Here is a 15978-nt window from a genome sequence, read left to right as displayed (position 1 = left end):
CGCCACTCCATGTTACGTGAGTGATTACCCCACCCCTTTATGTGTCAAACTTTCGCATGAAACCCCACAAACCCCGTGTCCAGGTAGCGAAGAGTCTTCACAAAATTTTCGCCATAAAGATGCACAGCCGCGCTTTCTACTAGTACTCTTTGGCGCATGAGTAAGACGTATGTGGGATCTCGCCTTCGCCAGCTTCGCCGTGAGCGCGATCTCAGCCAAGCCTCCCTAGCCGGCACCCTCGGCCTTTCCGCTAGCTACGTCAACCAGATTGAACACGATGTCCGTCCGCTCACCGTGCCGGTTCTACTACGCATTACCGAGGTCTTTGGGGTCGACGCCACCTTTTTCTCCCGCGATGATGATTCCCGCCTCCTCGCAGAAATCCAGGACGTCATCCAAGACAAGGAACTGTGCCCCTCCCCGGTAGAGCTCCAGGAACTATCGGAGCTGGTGTATAACCACCCCACCGTGGCCCGCACACTCGTCGATGTACACCGCCGCTACCGCAATGTGCGCGATAAGCTGTCGCTGGCTACGGATACGAGGAGGACATCGGAAAGCGCAGCCGCCCTATCCATGCCGCACGATGAGGTGCGCGATTTCTTTTATGCCCGGCAGAATTACCTGGACGGGCTGGACCATCACGCAGAGGAGCTTGCCGGTGACCTCGGTGTTTCCGGGTTCGGCATTCGCGATACCGAGCAGGCGCTGGCGAACCGGCTGCGCGAGGAACACGGCGTAGATATCGAACTAACGGCACAGATGGATGGCACGCTGCACCGCTTTGACCGCGAGAGTGGGCAGTTCACGCTCGCCTCGCGCCTGAGCGAGGGCCAACGCGCCTTCCGCATGGCCGCCGAGCTCGGGCTGCTCGAGGCCCAGGACCAGATCTCCGCACTCGTGGCCGATGAACCCTTTACCTCTGATGCCTCCCGCAGCCTGGCCCAACGCGGCTTGGCTAGCTACTTCGCCGCCGCCACGCTCATGCCCTATGCCATGATGCACAGCGAGGCCGAACGCGCCGGCTACGACGTGGAGTATCTGTGCCAGGTCTTCGGCGTGGGATATGAGACAGTCGCATCCCGGCTCTCCACCCTGCAGCGCGATAACCTGCGCGGCGTTCCGTTTACCTTCGTGCGCGTGGATCGCGCCGGCAATATGTCCAAGCGGCAATCCGCTACCGGCGTGCACTTTTCCAATAACGGCGGCACCTGCCCGCTGTGGAATGTCTACGAGACCTTCACCCGCCCAGGGGTCATTTCGCGCCAGCTCGCGCAGATGCCCGATGGCCGCAACTACCTGTGGATTTCCCGCGCCGTGCAGCACCATCAAGGCCGCTACGGCGATACCAATAAGCTCTTCGCCATTGGGCTGGGCTGCGAGGCCCGACACGCCGATCGCACGGTCTATGCGGAGGGCCTCGACCTCACCAATCTCCACGCCGCTACCCCCATCGGACCAGGGTGTCGCACCTGCGCCCGCGAAAACTGCTCGCAGCGTGCCTTCCCGCCCATCAACGAGGCGATCAATATCGATGTCCACCGCTCGGCGGTCGCGCCTTACTGGCTGGTCTTTTTAGCCGCGTATAGAGAAACGGCACCGCGGTCCTCCTTCTTGGAGAACGCTGCGGTGCCCTTATGCGGTGTAGGGACGCTTGTTTAGAGGTTGATCATGTGGCCGCTGATACCCTCGGCGGCTTCCTTCATGGCCTCAGACAAGGTCGGGTGGGTGTGCACGTTACGACCGATTTCTTCAGTGGTCAGGTCGAAACGCTGTGCCAAGGTCAACTCAGGCAGGAGCTCCGAAACGTTGGAGCCCACCATGTGTCCACCGATGAGCTCGCCAAACTCGCCGTCAGCAACAAGCTTCACAAAGCCGGCGGTCTCATTCAGTCCGGCTGCCTTACCGTTTGCGGAGAACGGGAAGGTAGCAACCTTGATGTCCTTATCCGGGAACTTCTCCTTGGCTGCCTCTTCGGTGTAGCCAAAGGATGCGACCTGCGGGTTGCAGAAGGTAGCGCGCGGCATGTTGTTGTAGTCACCCAAGAGCTGGGTTTCTGCATCAGCAATGGTTTCTGCCGCTACAACGCCTTGAGCCTCCGCCACGTGTGCCAGCTGCAGCTTCGCGGTGACGTCACCGATAGCGTAAATGTGGTCAACGTTGGTGCGCATACGGTCATCGATGTCGATGGCACCGCGCTCAGTAAGCTCAACGCCGGTGTTCTCAAGGCCAAAGCCCTCAACACGCGGGGCGAAGCCGATGGAAATCATGGCGCGATCCACGGTCAAGGTGTCCTGCTTGGAACCGTCCTTGGATTCCACCTCAACGGTGACATCGTCGCCGTTGTCCTTCACAGAGGTGGTCTTGTAACCGGTCAGGAGCTTAACGCCAAGCTTCTTGTACTGCTTAGCAATCTCCTTGGATACGTCCTTGTCCTCGTTCGGCAGGACGCGGTCCATGAACTCCACGATGGTGACGTCCACACCGTAGTTGGCCAGCACGTAAGCAAATTCCATGCCGATGGCGCCGGCACCCACGATGACCATGGACTTTGGTGCTTCCTCATTCAGGATCTGCTCTTCATAGGAAACGATATTGCCGCCCAGTTCAACGCCAGGCAGGGACTTGACCACGGAGCCGGTGGCGATGATGCAGTCATCGAAGGTAACGGTCTTACCTTCGTCATCGCCCTCAGTAATCTCAATGGTCTTATCGTCCTTGAAGGAACCCAGACCGTTGATCTCGGTGATCTTGTTCTTCTTCATCAAGTAGTGAACGCCCTTGACGATGCCCGAAGAAACCTTGCGGGAGCGCTTGTGGGCTACACCGAAATCAAAGGAAACATCGCCGGAGATGCCAAAAGCCTTCGCCTCGTGGTTGAAGGTGTGGGCTACCTCTGCATTCTTCAGCAGCGACTTGGAGGGAATACAGCCTACGTTGAGGCAGACTCCGCCCCAGTACTGCTTTTCAATAACAGCGACTTTCTTTCCAAGCTGAGCTGCGCGGATGGCGGCAACGTAGCCGCCAGGGCCCGCACCGAGTACTACTACGTCATAATGTTCGTTAGTCACGCCCTACAGGATACGTAACTTTGTCCTCAATGTCGCGTAATTGGTCACACTTGGGGGCACCCCACCCCAAGCCGCGGTGAGGATAGGGAAAGGGCCCTGCAAAGGGGGCATCGGCAAGCAGCAGATGCACCTCCGCAGGGCCCTTAAGCATTCGTGGACTTAAATCACGCCCAAGGATGCTAGCAGCTTGGAATATGCATCCATTGCAGAGTGGATGAATGGCCCAATGAATTCATTGAAGGACACGAGGGCGGAATCAAAAAGGTTCATTGATGTTCTTTCTCTTGATGGGGCGCGAGTACACAATCTCGCTGCTTAGCTTTTCACACTAAAAGCACTAACGCAGCCGCTACTGATGTTATTACAGACACAAACCGCGTCACGCCGTGCTTCATTGGAAAATTATGACACAGGAACCTCAGCTGTCATAGCACTAGTTATCATTATTAGCGGAAAAGGCAATGAAAGTATGCCTACCCCCGCTACTCCCCCACATCAGCGAAAGTCTTTACCGGCAAGCATTTATTGGGCACTATTAATGGTTAGGTCTACATGTAGGAATACTGAATATACTTCCCTCAACATGCCGATTTTTCGCGGCCGAAGTATAGTTATCGAGTCCATTCCCCACTGGAAAGAAGCACCATGAAGCGTCTTAATTCTATCCTCGCGGCAGCTGCGGTTTGCACGGGCTTAGCTTATGCTCCCGTGGCGGGCGCAGCCGAGCTCACCCCGCAGCAAGTGACGGGCGATACCGCACAGTCCACGATTTCCCCGCTGGAACCTACCCCGGAGATCGAGGGTAAGTCCTGGTACAAGAAGTACAAGGACGACGCACGCGTTGAAAAGCTCGAGGCAACCTCGCCGGCAATGAATGACCGGAAGATTCCGCTGGCCGTCATCCGCGCCAAGAGCGAAAACCGCCCAACCATTTACCTGCTCAATGGCGCAGGCGGAGCAGAACAAGACATGGATTGGCTGAAGCTTTCTGATGCCGTTGATTTCTACCACGAAAAGGACGTCAACGTCGTAGTCCCGCAGGCCGGTGCATTCTCCTACTACACCGACTGGATCTCTGAGCCGAATTCAGAATTCCTGCAGGGACCACAAAAGTGGGAAACCTTCCTGACCAAGGAACTGCCGGGTGCCATTGAAAAGCACATCAACGCGGATAACCACCGCGCCATTGCAGGCATGTCCATGTCCGCTACCTCTTCCCTGCTGCTGGCACAGCACAACCAAGGTTTCTACGATGCAGTGGGCTCATACGCAGGTTGTGCCGCTACCGCTTACCCGCTGGAGCGCCAGGCCGTAGAGCTGACCGTCAACCGTGGCGGCGGCAGCGTGGACCAGATGTGGGGCCCGTACGGCTCCGAGACCAACCGTTACAACGACGCCATGATGAACGCCGATAAGCTGCACGGTACCGAGCTCTACATTTCTTCCGGTTCCGGCTTGGCAAGTGAACAGGACACCTATAGCTATCTGCGCTCTATGGGTCTGAACCAAGAAGAAGCAGTACGCGGTTCCTCCACCCTGCAGGTTGAGGGCGGCGGCATCGAAGCTGGAGTGAACTACTGCACCCACAACTTCAAGGCCAAGCTTGACCAGGCCGGAGTGCCAGCCACCTACAACTTCCGCAATACCGGAACCCACTCGTGGCCGCACTGGAAAGAGGATCTGAAGGATTCTTGGCCAGTTTTCGAGCGGGCATTCAATAGCTAAATTTCGGCTGCGCGTGACGGGCGGTAGGATCGCAATATTATGACATTGCTTCCTACCGCCTTTTCGCGTGCGCATACTGATCCTTATACCGGCGTGGACTTCAACCTTGGTTTTGAAGTCACCCACTACACGCTGGACTTGAACTACCGCGTGGAGCCTAACCTGCTGCAGGGTGAGGCCATTTTAAGCGTGCGCGCGGTGGAAGAGTTGGCCTCCTTAACTTTGGACCTCGGCGGGGCGATGGTGGCGCGGCGCGTGACCGCTAAGCACGCCCCGCGGGTGGCTAAGTTCCGCCAATCTTCCGGGAAGCTGCGCCTGCGTTTTGCAGACGAGATCCCTGCCGGGACTGAGTTTGAACTGCATATTCGCTACGGCGGCAGCCCGCGCCCCATCCGCACCACGTGGGGCGAAATTGGCTGGGAGGAAACCGAATCCGGCTCGTTGGTGGCCAGCCAGCCCAATGGCGCGCCCAGCTGGTTCCCATGCGATGACACGCCTTCAGAAAAGGCGACGTATGACATCATCATCACCGCTGATAGCCCCTTTACCGTCGTTTCCAATGGCGAATTGGTTTCCCGCAAGGCCGGCGGTTCGACCACCCGGTGGCACTACCGCACGCGCCACCCCATGGCCACGTACCTGGCAACGGTGCAGGTAGGAGAGTTTTCTTCTTATTCGCTGGGGAATAATACCCAGGCGTGGGCGCCGGCGTTCTTGCGCGAGCGCGTGCACGAGGAGTTCTCCCGGCAGCAGGAGATGGTGGATTTCTTCTCCTCCATCTACGGGCCCTATCCCTTCCCCACCTATCAGGTCGTCATTACCGAGGATGAGCTGGAAATCCCCCTCGAGGCCCAGGGCCTGTCCATTTTTGGTTCCAACCACGTGAAGGGCGATCACGCCTTCGAGCGGCTCATCGCGCACGAGCTTTCCCACCAATGGTTTGGCAATTCCGTCGGCCTTTCTGAATGGAAGGATATCTGGCTCAATGAGGGTTTTGCCTGCTACAGCGAGTGGTTGTGGGGTGAGCACAAGGGTGGCGCGTCCGCGCGCGAGGCGGCGCGCTCGCATTACCAGGTCCTGACGCGCAAGCGCCAAGACATCAAGGTTTCTGATCCGGGCGCACGCGATATGTTCGATGACCGCGTGTACAAGCGCGGGGCCCTCACGGTGCACGCCATTCACCGGCTGCTTGCCGATGCCTTCTTCCCCACCCTCACCTCCTACCTCACCCAGCATCAACATTCCGTGGTTCAGCCCTCCGATCTCCTCTCCGCCTTCCGGGAGGCTGCGCCGGACGCCGCTCTTTTCGATGCCACCGTTGCCGCATGGCTCGATGAAACAGCGTTGCCTAAGTTTCCGGATTAGTGGTTTTGGTTGCGTTTTAGGTGCGTTTTGGGCGTGTTTGGTTGTAGCTGGGCCCGTTTGAGTGGGGAATGTACAGTCTATTGACCATTTCCTTTCTTGCTGTTGCGCTGGCGTTTTATTGGATTAAAATAGAACATGAAAGCGAAACAGGAAGGAGGGAACCATGGAAACTGCAAAGCACACGGAAATCAATTCAGCCATTTCAGATGTGGCTGCGGGGCTTACGCGCCTGCGCAACCTTATGCAGAATCCGGACGATCTCTCCTTCGAGTTGCTCCACCCCAACTTCGAACATTTAGAGCGAGCGCTGGGCAATAAATCCACCATCGATGCCGCCTTTGCCTTCATTGCAGAGCGCGATGATGCCGGCAGGCGGGTCGGCTCCTCTAAGGCCAAGGACTACTTAGTCGCTCGCCTTGGCCTCACGGAATCCGAAGCCGCTGCCCGCCTGCGCAATGGCAAGAACCTCTTTGCTCCCATCGAGGATCCTGAACCTACTCCCCCGCCAGCAGACGACGAGGCGGACGCGGTGGCGCAAAAGAAAGCCGAGGAGGAAGCGCGCCGCCGCGCCGATCGTGAGCGCCGAGCGGAAGAACAACGCCGCAAGAAACTCTTCGAGGAAGACCCCATCCCGGAGCGCGTCCTCAACCTCATCGAACGGGAACTGCGCAACCTCAATAAGTTCGCGGTTCCTGGGCCGCGGGAGCTGCGTAATAAGGCTCTGGAAGAGGCCAAGCACCGCTCCTATGAGTCCCTGCGCGATTGGCTACGTCAGGCCATCCGCAAGGCGAATAAGCATGCCGTCGATCCCTCCGGGAAGCGCGATCCACACGCGGCCACCCGCAAGCGCCGCTTCAGCATTTCCCACCAAGATGCAGACGGTGGCGTGCACATCTCCGGCTACCTTGATGCCTCCGCCGCTGCGGTCTTGGCTAGTGCCTTCGCCCCTGCCAAGAATAAGGGCAGCGAGAGCCTGAGCCCCGAAGACGATACGCGTACCTATGCCCAGCGCATGGCGGATCAATTGACCGCGGCTCTAGGTAGCTACTTGTCCGCAGGGCAAAAGAAATCGGACGGCCTCGGCTCCTTCTTTGTGGCCACTACCCTTGAAGAGCTACAAGCGATGAACAGCGACACCCGCTTCACCACGAGCGTGGGAATCGACCTATCCCCGCTCGATCTCCTCCGCCTGGGCGCTGCTCAGCACGACTTTTTCTGCGCCGTCGATGACAAAGGCTTCCCGCTCGAGCTCGGGCGCACCAAGCGCACCGCGTCGCTGTGGCAAAAGCTGGCGCTTGCCGCCAGTGAAATCGTGTGCACCCACCCGGACTGCAACCGGCCGTGGCAAGACTGCGATGTCCACCACCTGCAGGCATGGTCCCACGGGGGAGCTACAGACCTCCGGAACCTCACCCTGCTCTGCCGTCGGCACCACGTGGACAATAACGATAACCGCGATGGCCACAATGGCATGGGGCATGCGGAAAGAGACCCGGAAACGGGACGCGTGGGCTACCGCTCAGCGCATACCGGCGGGCTTTCGCCCTCGGTGGAGCTCAATAACTCCCCCGCTGCAGAGCAAGCCCCGGCGCGCAAGCTCGCCGACCCACCTGCTCAGCCTCATGAACCGGTGGATTCACCACCCGGTTCCCCGGCCGAATCGCCACAAGCTTCAGGGACGGACTCACCATCTTCTCCGCCGCCTCCCGGTGCAGCGTGAGCTGCCCTACTATCCACCCGCGACCGTGCCTTCAGGCCGTACGATTATGCCGTACGGCCTAGAAGTGCGTGTACAAGCGTTTTGGGGCTGTCCACGCGCAGCGCTTATACGGACTCCCCTACACTGGAGACTCATGCACACCATGCTCGTTACTGGCGGCGCCGGCTTCATCGGCGCCAATTTCGTGCGCCTCATGGCCAAGGTGCGCCCAGATACCCGCATCACAGTCTTGGATAAGCTGACCTACGCCGGCAACCGGGATAACCTTGCGGGGCTCGATGTGGAATTAGTGGAGGGCGATATCGCGGACGCTACGGTGGTGAATCCGCTCGTCGCCAAGGCGGATATCGTCGTGCACTTCGCCGCCGAATCCCATAATGATAATTCCCTGCGGGATCCGTCCCCGTTTATCCACACCAATGTGGTGGGCACCTATACCCTTCTAGAGGCGTGCCGGACAAACGATGTCCGCTTTCACCACGTTTCTACCGATGAGGTATTCGGGGACTTAGAAGTTGGGGCGGATACCAAGTTCACGGAGGATACCGCATACGCGCCCTCCAGCCCTTATTCGGCTACCAAGGCGAGCTCCGATCACCTCGTGCGGGCATGGGTCCGATCCTTTGGCCTGCGCGCCACCATTTCCAATTGCTCAAATAATTACGGGCCATACCAACACATCGAAAAGTTCATCCCGCGCCAAATCACCAATATCCTCTCCGGGCATACCCCCAAGCTCTACGGCACGGGCGAGCAGGTTCGTGACTGGATCCACGCCGACGATCACAACGCGGCGGTGCTAAAAATCATCGAAGAGGGGCGGATTGGTGAAACGTATAATATCGGCGCTGACCAGCCGGACATCGATAATAAGCGCATCATCGAGATAATCTGCGAAATCATGGGACATACCCAGGGAGGTCGAGCCCTGTACGAGCACGTGGCGGACCGCCCCGGCCATGACCAGCGCTATGCCATGGACGCTACCAAGCTGCGCCGCGAATTAGAGTGGCAGCCCCGCTTTACCGATATCCGGGCGGGCTTGGAAAATACCATCGCCTGGTACCGCGATAACGAAACGTGGTGGCGCTCCCAAAAGGAATCTGTAGAAGCCCGTTATAAAGAGCAAGGACAGTAATTATGCAGGTACACAACACCGCCATTGAAGGCCTACGCATCATCGAGCTGGACGTACACGGAGATAACCGCGGTTGGTTCAAGGAAAACTGGCAGCGCGAAAAGCTTGGTGAGGCCGCACCAGAATTGGCTTCGTTCCAGCCGGTGCAAAATAATATTTCTTATAACCACACCGGTGCCACGCGCGGGCTGCACGCTGAGCCTTGGGACAAGCTCGTCTCCGTCGCGAACGGCAAGATCTTTGGCGCCTGGTGCGATCTCCGCGAAGGATCGGAAACCTTTGGGGAAATCGTCACCCATGAAGTGGGTCCGGAGACCGCCATATTTGTACCGCGCGGGGTTGCCAATGGCTTTCAAGCCCTCGAGGGAACTTCCTACTCCTACCTGGTCAACGAGCACTGGTCCCCCGAGGCGCGCTATACCGGAATCAACCTCGACGTGGTGGAGTGGCCCCTCGAGCCATGCGAGGTATCAGAAAAGGACAAGCACCTGCCTGCGCTTGCCGACGTCACCCCCATGCCTCCCCGCACAATCCTCGTTACCGGTGCGAATGGCCAGCTCAGCCGGGCGCTGAAGCGGGTTCTCAAGAATGCCGAGTTCTGCACCCATGCGGAGTTCGACATCACAAATCCCCCGCAGCGCCAGTGGAAGCAATACGAGGCCATCATCAACTGCGCCGCCTACAACGACGTCAATGGCGCCGAGGACGATCGCGCCGCCGCCTGGGCCGTCAACGCCGAAGCCCCGGCGAAGCTCGCCCGCATCGCTGCCGAAAACCAGCTGGCCTTCGTGCACGTATCCAGCGACTACATCTTCGATGGATCCAAGGAGCTGCACACCGAAGACGAAACCCCCTCGCCCCTATCCGCCTACGGGGCGTCGAAGGCCGCTGGCGAAACCGCCGCTCAGACTGCACCGCAGCATTATGTTGTGCGTACCTCGTGGGTGTTTGGCGATGGCCCGAACTTCATCGCCACCATGCGCCGCCTCGCCGAAGCGGATAAGGAGCCGAAGGTCATCCATGACCAGCGCGGGCGCCCCACCTTTGCCGAGGATTTGGCGAAGGGCATCGCGCATCTCTTGCGCACCCGCCCCGAGTACGGGATTTATAATATCTCCAACTCCGGCGATACCGTCGGGCGCGATGAAATGGCGATGTCCGTATTCATCGGCTTAGGCCACGACCCATCAGAGGTCACGCCGGTAAGCACCGAACAGTATCGGGAATTCGCCGGACCCGAGGCACCACGGCCCAAAGAATCGACGCTTGCCCTAGATAAAATCGAAGCCACGGGCTTTTCCCCGCAGAATTGGCGGGCCGCCCTCGCCTTGTACCTCGCGCTGTACCCTAGCGTTCCTGGCGAGCCCAGCAAGGCCAGCGAGGAGTAGCGATGAAAGGCATAATCCTTGCCGGTGGATCCGGAACGCGGCTTTATCCCATTACTAAGGGCATCTCTAAGCAGCTCATGCCCATCTATGACAAACCGATGGTCTACTACCCGTTGACCACGCTCATCCAAGCGGGCATTCGGGAGATCCTCATCATCACCACCCCAGAGGACGCTGGGGCGTTTCAACGGCTCTTCGGGGATGGTTCCCAACTCGGGTTAATGATCGATTACGCCGTCCAGCCCCGCCCAGAAGGATTGGCGCAGGCCTTTTTGATTGGGGAGGATTTCATTGGTGATGACAGCGTTGCGCTGGTCCTCGGCGATAATATCTTCCACGGCTTCGGCGGGGAGCTAAGCCAGTGCCGCAATCCAGAGGGCGGCATCATCTTTGCCTATGAGGTATCGGATCCGCAGCGCTACGGCGTCGTCGAATTCGACCAGGCGGGCCAAGCGCTCAGCATTGAAGAAAAGCCGGCCGAGCCGCGATCTAATCATGCCGTCGTCGGGCTGTATTTCTACGATAATTCTGTCATCGATATCGCTAAGTCCATCACGCCAAGCGATCGCGGGGAGCTCGAGATCACCTCCATCAACGAGGCCTACCTGCGCCGCGGCGCGCTAAGTGTGCAGCGCCTCCACCGCGGTAGTGTTTGGCTGGATACCGGCACCGTCGATTCCATGAGCGAGGCCGCCGCCTATGTAGAGGTGATGCAAAAAAGGACGGGCATCATCATCGGTTCCCCCGAGGTGGCGGCCTATGAAGCCGGATTCATCTCCCAGGCGGAGCTGGAAGCGCTAGCCCAGCCCCTCCTCAAATCCGGCTACGGGGAGTACTTGCGCGATTATTAGTAGCCGCGCTCGATGTACTCGTCGATGCGCGCCGCTTCCGCGCCCACCGTCGTGGCATCGCCGTGTCCCGGCAAGACCTTCGTGTCATCCGGCAGGTTGAAGACGACGTTGCGCAGGGACTCGATGATGACATCGAAGTCCGAGTACTTGCGCCCCGTCGCGCCAGGGCCGCCGTTGAACAGGGTATCGCCAGACAGCAGGGTGCCATCGACGTAGAGGACGACGCAGCCCGGCGAGTGGCCCGGGGTGTGGTAGACGGTGATCTTCTCGCCGTTGATGTCGAACTGACTGTTATCGGCTAGGTCGATGTAGTGGGCATCGCCATTCGCCTCTCGCCAGAGCATGTCATCGTCCGGGTGCATGTAGACATCCGTGTCGAAGCGCTTCGCCGCCTCCGGCGCGAGTTCGCAGTGATCGTTGTGGCCATGGGTCAAGATGATGCCCTCGACCTTGCGATCGCCCACCAGCTCTGCCACGGCATCGAGATCGTGGGAGGGGTCGACGATGTAGACGCTGGAGGCATCGCCAAGTACGTAGACGTTATTGTCCACGTCCCATTCGCCGCCATCCAGGCGGAACTTGCCAGAAGTTACCGTGCTGTCAATCTGCATTAAAATTCCACCACCGAGCGTAGTACCTTGCCGTCCTTCATAGTTTGGAAGGCAGACTCGACATCGTCAAGCGCGATGCGCTCAGAAACGAACTTATCCAGCGGGAAGTTGCCGGCCTTGTGCAGGGCAACGTATGCGGGGAAGTCGCGCTCCGGCAAGCAGTCGCCGTACCAAGCCGGCTTGATGGAACCGCCGCGGCCGTAGAGGTCGATGGCCGGGATGTCCACGTGGTCGGTCAGGTTAGGCACGCCCACCATCACCATGCGGCCGGCGTGATCGCGGGAGTAGAAGGCCTGGCGCCACGTCGGCTGGATGCCCACCGCGTCAATGGAAACGTCCGTGCCGAAGCCGCCGGTGAGATCGCGCACCGCATCGATGACCTCCTGCTCCGACATGCCCTTCGAGCAAATGGTGTCGGTGGCGCCGAACTCGCGCGCGGTCTCCAGCTTGGACTCGTCGATGTCTACGGCGATGATCTTCGCCGCGCCCGCCAGCTTCGCACCAGCAATAGCCGCGACGCCGACGCCGCCGCAGCCGAAGATGGCTACGGACTCGCCCAGCTGGATATCGCCGGTATTAACGGATGCGCCGAGGCCGGCCATGATGCCGCAGCCCAATAGGCCGGCAGCTGCGGGGTCCATGTCATTGACCTTAGTGCACTGGCCCTCGTGGACCAGGGTTTTCTCTGCGAAGGAACCGATGCCCAGCGCAGGGGTGAGCTCGGTTCCGTCCTCCAAGGTCATGGCCTTGGAAGCGTTGTGGGTATTAAAGCAGTACTTGGGCTCGCCCTTCTTGCAAGCGCGGCACTCGCCGCACACTGCGCGCCAGTTCAGGACGACGAAATCGCCCTCCTCCACGTGGGTGACCGCAGAACCTACGGTCTCCACCACGCCTGCCGCCTCGTGGCCCAGCAGGAAGGGGAAGGCATCCTCGATGTCACCATCGCGGTAGGCCAAGTCGGTGTGGCATACACCGCAGGCCTGTACCCGCACGATGACGTCATTGGGGCCGGGATCGGGAACAACGATATTTACGGTCTCAACTTCCGCGCCCTTAGAGCGGGCAATAACAGCTTTTACAGTCATGTCCACAACCATACCTACATTTTCAATATGGCCGCGGTAATGAAAATGGTTGCTAGGAAGCGGCAATGACGTTGGCCGCGTGCTCGTGGCCGCGCTGGTTCATGTGAATAGGCAGGTTGCCGGGACCCGCCGTAAAGTCCACGAGACCTGCCCACATACGGTCATTCGCATTAGCGCACATGCCGTTATTACGGGTCGAGGGCTTCATGTCCAGGAATTGCACGCCGGTACGGGCCGCCAAATCAACCTGCATCCACTGCGCCTTGTTTTCGTAGTCCTGGGCCATGGGCAGGAAGGTCGAATCCAGCGGCGTCGGGCCAACGTGGACGAGGCAGTAGTGCGGCCCCGAACCGATGGTGGGGTAGCCCACGATCTGGATGCGGGCATTCGGCGCGGCGCGCTTAATCCGCTCAATCTGTGGGGCGGTGCGATCCGTGAATTCCCGGCGGATCTGATCCATGTTCAGATCGCGGTGGTTATAGGTGTCGTTGAAGCCGGTGGTAATCAGCACGCGCGCGGTATCTGGGGTCAGCGCGCCAGATCCGATGGCGGCATCCACCTGCTGCCAGATCTGCGGGCCGTTGGACATCGACACCGCACCAGCGCAGGAGAAATCGCGCACCGGCAGGCCAATCTTGGCACCGGTACGCTTCGCATAGTTGAAGGAAGTGGGGCAGTTCTCCCCGATTACCCGGGAGGGATTGAAGCGGTCCGCCAAGTATTCCCCGCCATTCGGATCCGCCATGACCGAGTCACCGAAGGAGACGAGATTGCGTTCTGCCGCGCTAGCCTGCGGCGCGGCCACCGCACCTACCACCGCGATCGCGGAAGCTACGACCGAAAATGCTTTGAGTTTTATGGATTTCATCGAGAGACCTTTTCTTCACACGTCGTCACTTAAGTGTATATTAGTCACTCTAGTAACATTTTTCGAGTTAAAAGCAACACGATCTTTTCTTCTGACGATATCGTTTGTAGTTATATTTTCGTTATCTTCTCTTTTCGGAGCTTTCTCTTCCATGAAATTGACTGATGTTCCCTTCCACGCCTCCGCGCTCAGCCAGTTCTTCCCTGCCCTCTTCAAGTCGGGGCTTATCACCCGGCAAGGCGGGCTTGGCGGGCAGCTCAAGCTCCTGCCCAACCTCGCGCGTTACCGCTTCACCACGGCGCGCGAAATTGAGCAGGCCTATTTAACCTGCCCAGATCGCCTCGCGCTTATCGATGACGACGGCACCCTCACCTACCGCCAGCTGCGATCCCACGCGCAGAATTTCGCCCGCTACCTGCAGTCCTTGCAGCTGCCGGAGATCCGGCTCGGCGTCATGGCCCGCAACGGCCGCGGCATCATCATTCCCTTGGGAGCCAAGGGTTACGCCGGCGCCGGGATCTACCTGCTCAATGTCGGTTCTTCCCCAGAGCAGCTCGCCGGCTGCATCGAAGAAAATGGCATTAACGTCCTCGTCATCGATGATGAATTTATCGATCGCGTCGACCCCAACCTCGATATCCCGGTCATCATTGCCCACGATACGGGAGCAAGCGATCTGCCCACGCTCGATAAGATCGTGAAAAATCCCCTGGATATCGAGCTGCCCGCCTTTCCCAAGCACGGCCCCATCGTGCTGATGTCCTCCGGCACGACCGGCATCCCCAAAGGCATCGTCCGTCCCGAGCCGACCTTGCCGGTTGTCCTCGCCTCCATCGTGGGCAATATCCCGTGGCGCGCCGATCAGCGCGTGCAGATGACGGCCTCCATCTTCCACACCTGGGGGTGGGCCTGCATCAATATCGCTCTGGGGCTGCGCAATACCATCGTCACCCGCCGCGTTTTTGAACCGGAGCAGGTGCTTGATGATGTCCAACGCTACCGCCTCGACGGCATGCTCTCCTCCCCCATCTTTTTCAAGCGCTTGGTGGATCACGATCCCGAGGGTTCCTTCGATACCTCCAGCCTGAACTTCATCGCCTCTGCCGGCAATGCCCTTACCCCGCAGGTGGTCAAGGACACCAATGCGCGCTTCGGCCCCATCCTGTGCAACGTTTATGGTTCCACGGAGCTTGCCCTAGCCTCAACGGCCACGATGGACCAGGTCGCAGAAAACCCCGATGCGGTGGGCAAGGTGGCCAATGGCACCAAGCTACGCATCCTCGATGAGGAGGGCTACCCCGTTCCCCGCGGCGAGGTGGGCGAAATCTACCTCACCAATTCCACCGCCATGACCGGCTATACCAACCCCAAGCTCAAGCTCAATCGGATCGATGGATTGTTGTCGATCGGCGATCTGGGGTACATCGACAAGCAGGGCTTCCTCCACGTCGTGGGCCGGGCCGATGACATGATCATCGTGGGCGGCGAGAATGTCCACCCCCAGTCCGTGACCGAGGTGCTCGAGGCCATGCCCGGCATCGATGAGGTGCACGCGGGTGGCGTGGAGGATAGCGAGACCTTCAGCCGCATCGCCGTATGGGCGGTGCCTACTGCCGATGCCGCCGGCCGCGATCTGACTGCCGATGCCATCCGTGCCTGGGTGCACGAAAAGCTCGCCGAGCACTCCGTACCCCGCGACGTACATTTCCTATCTAAGCTGCCGCGCAATGCCACCGGCAAGGTGGTTCCGCGCCTGCTTAAGCACGGCGATTAAGTTTTTCCATGCCCCACCACATCGGTGGGGTAAAGAGCACGGCAATAAGCCAATAAATCAACCAGAAGCTGCCGTTTAGCCCTACCACCGCGATGCTAATCATAAGGATCGCAGCCGTTACCGCACTGGCATATACGCATTTTCTTAAATTATTATCGGACTGATTCCCAGACTCGGTTTTCGACTTCCCGCTGAGTTTCCGATCAACTGCGCGTATGATGTTGCCGCCAAAGACCAGCGAAAATGCGATATAAAAAGCTGCGAAACCGTGCATGAATCCCGCTTCGCCTTCGTTATGCATGGTGAAAAATGAGAAAATTAACAAGACTATGTCAATAATTGGCGTAGCGATAAAGAATGCCAGTCCAATTCTTGGGGCCTT

General features: G+C 59.0%; 13 protein-coding genes. 8 read left to right on the top strand and 5 right to left on the bottom strand.

Annotation, left to right across the window (positions count from 1 at the left end):
- Positions 1-156 precede the first annotated feature (156 nt).
- Complete coding sequence (gene ramB / locus ABRP87_RS02490; RefSeq protein ID WP_349867533.1) at positions 157-1662, top strand: acetate metabolism transcriptional regulator RamB; 1506 nt, start codon at positions 157-159, stop codon at positions 1660-1662.
- On the opposite strand, the gene lpdA is transcribed toward ramB, so the two are convergent.
- The gene (lpdA, locus tag ABRP87_RS02485) at positions 1659-3071 is read right to left on the bottom strand and encodes a dihydrolipoyl dehydrogenase (protein ID WP_023025064.1); all 1413 of its coding nucleotides are present in this window, start codon (positions 3069-3071) and stop codon (positions 1659-1661) included. The two genes, ramB and lpdA, sit on opposite strands and share 4 nt — an antisense overlap.
- A gap of 645 nt (positions 3072-3716) precedes the next feature.
- On the opposite strand from lpdA, the gene ABRP87_RS02480 reads away from it, so the two are divergent.
- The 6 genes from ABRP87_RS02480 (at position 3717) to rfbA (ending at position 11258) form a co-directional block, all read left to right on the top strand.
- Positions 3717-4796, top strand: a complete 1080-nt coding sequence (locus tag ABRP87_RS02480) for an alpha/beta hydrolase (RefSeq protein ID WP_349867531.1) — start codon at positions 3717-3719, stop codon at positions 4794-4796.
- A 39-nt stretch (positions 4797-4835) separates the two neighbouring features.
- On the top strand, positions 4836-6161 hold the full coding sequence (locus ABRP87_RS02475) for a M1 family metallopeptidase (RefSeq protein WP_349867529.1): 1326 nt from the start codon (positions 4836-4838) through the stop codon (positions 6159-6161).
- A 163-nt stretch (positions 6162-6324) separates the two neighbouring features.
- Entirely contained in the window at positions 6325-7881 is a 1557-nt protein-coding gene (locus ABRP87_RS02470) for a DUF222 domain-containing protein (RefSeq protein WP_349867526.1), read from the top strand.
- 133 nt (positions 7882-8014) lie between these two features.
- Positions 8015-9019 (top strand): dTDP-glucose 4,6-dehydratase, encoded by a 1005-nt coding sequence (gene rfbB, locus ABRP87_RS02465; protein ID WP_349867523.1) that lies wholly within the window; start codon positions 8015-8017, stop codon positions 9017-9019.
- A 2-nt stretch (positions 9020-9021) separates the two neighbouring features.
- Complete coding sequence (rfbD, locus tag ABRP87_RS02460; protein ID WP_349867521.1) at positions 9022-10407, top strand: dTDP-4-dehydrorhamnose reductase; 1386 nt, start codon at positions 9022-9024, stop codon at positions 10405-10407.
- A 2-nt stretch (positions 10408-10409) separates the two neighbouring features.
- The gene (rfbA, locus tag ABRP87_RS02455; protein WP_349867518.1) at positions 10410-11258 is read left to right on the top strand and encodes a glucose-1-phosphate thymidylyltransferase RfbA; all 849 of its coding nucleotides are present in this window, start codon (positions 10410-10412) and stop codon (positions 11256-11258) included.
- On the opposite strand, the gene ABRP87_RS02450 is transcribed toward rfbA, so the two are convergent.
- Genes ABRP87_RS02450 through ABRP87_RS02440 form a run of 3 tightly spaced genes read right to left on the bottom strand, consistent with a single transcriptional unit; the run spans position 11255 to position 13822 of the window.
- Positions 11255-11869 (bottom strand): MBL fold metallo-hydrolase, encoded by a 615-nt coding sequence (locus ABRP87_RS02450; protein ID WP_349867515.1) that lies wholly within the window; start codon positions 11867-11869, stop codon positions 11255-11257. The genes rfbA and ABRP87_RS02450 overlap by 4 nt on opposite strands.
- A complete protein-coding gene (locus ABRP87_RS02445; RefSeq protein WP_349867512.1) occupies positions 11869-12954 on the bottom strand; it encodes an S-(hydroxymethyl)mycothiol dehydrogenase in 1086 nt (361 codons plus the stop codon). The genes ABRP87_RS02450 and ABRP87_RS02445 overlap by 1 nt, the downstream gene beginning before the upstream one ends.
- Positions 12955-13006: 52 nt before the next feature.
- Positions 13007-13822, bottom strand: coding sequence for a GDSL-type esterase/lipase family protein (locus ABRP87_RS02440; RefSeq protein ID WP_349867510.1), 816 nt, complete (start codon positions 13820-13822; stop codon positions 13007-13009).
- A 151-nt stretch (positions 13823-13973) separates the two neighbouring features.
- On the opposite strand from ABRP87_RS02440, the gene ABRP87_RS02435 reads away from it, so the two are divergent.
- Positions 13974-15596 (top strand): AMP-binding protein, encoded by a 1623-nt coding sequence (locus ABRP87_RS02435; protein ID WP_349867508.1) that lies wholly within the window; start codon positions 13974-13976, stop codon positions 15594-15596.
- Here the strand turns inward: ABRP87_RS02435 and ABRP87_RS02430 are convergent.
- On the bottom strand, positions 15580-15897 hold the full coding sequence (locus ABRP87_RS02430; RefSeq protein WP_349867505.1) for a hypothetical protein: 318 nt from the start codon (positions 15895-15897) through the stop codon (positions 15580-15582). The two genes, ABRP87_RS02435 and ABRP87_RS02430, sit on opposite strands and share 17 nt — an antisense overlap.
- Positions 15898-15978 lie beyond the last annotated feature (81 nt).

The sequence above is a fragment of the Corynebacterium sp. KPL2830 genome (genome assembly GCF_040225635.1).
Lineage (GTDB): Bacteria > Actinomycetota > Actinomycetes > Mycobacteriales > Mycobacteriaceae > Corynebacterium.
Note: the sequence above shows the minus strand (reverse complement) of the source record. Positions and strands in the feature narration are given on the sequence as shown.

Bases quoted from the DNA above. Each gene is read 5' to 3' on its own strand.
- ABRP87_RS02470 (WP_349867526.1), top strand. From the start codon at position 6,325: ATGGAAACTGCAAAGCACACGGAAATCAATTCAGCCATTTCAGATGTG.
- ABRP87_RS02450 (WP_349867515.1), bottom strand. From the start codon at position 11,869: ATGCAGATTGACAGCACGGTAACTTCTGGCAAGTTCCGCCTGGATGGC.
- rfbD (WP_349867521.1), top strand. From the start codon at position 9,022: ATGCAGGTACACAACACCGCCATTGAAGGCCTACGCATCATCGAGCTG.
- ramB (WP_349867533.1), top strand. From the start codon at position 157: ATGAGTAAGACGTATGTGGGATCTCGCCTTCGCCAGCTTCGCCGTGAG.
- ABRP87_RS02435 (WP_349867508.1), top strand. From the start codon at position 13,974: ATGAAATTGACTGATGTTCCCTTCCACGCCTCCGCGCTCAGCCAGTTC.
- ABRP87_RS02480 (WP_349867531.1), top strand. From the start codon at position 3,717: ATGAAGCGTCTTAATTCTATCCTCGCGGCAGCTGCGGTTTGCACGGGC.
- rfbB (WP_349867523.1), top strand. From the start codon at position 8,015: ATGCACACCATGCTCGTTACTGGCGGCGCCGGCTTCATCGGCGCCAAT.
- ABRP87_RS02475 (WP_349867529.1), top strand. From the start codon at position 4,836: ATGACATTGCTTCCTACCGCCTTTTCGCGTGCGCATACTGATCCTTAT.
- ABRP87_RS02445 (WP_349867512.1), bottom strand. From the start codon at position 12,954: ATGACTGTAAAAGCTGTTATTGCCCGCTCTAAGGGCGCGGAAGTTGAG.
- ABRP87_RS02440 (WP_349867510.1), bottom strand. From the start codon at position 13,822: ATGAAATCCATAAAACTCAAAGCATTTTCGGTCGTAGCTTCCGCGATC.
- ABRP87_RS02430 (WP_349867505.1), bottom strand. From the start codon at position 15,897: ATGCATAACGAAGGCGAAGCGGGATTCATGCACGGTTTCGCAGCTTTT.
- rfbA (WP_349867518.1), top strand. From the start codon at position 10,410: ATGAAAGGCATAATCCTTGCCGGTGGATCCGGAACGCGGCTTTATCCC.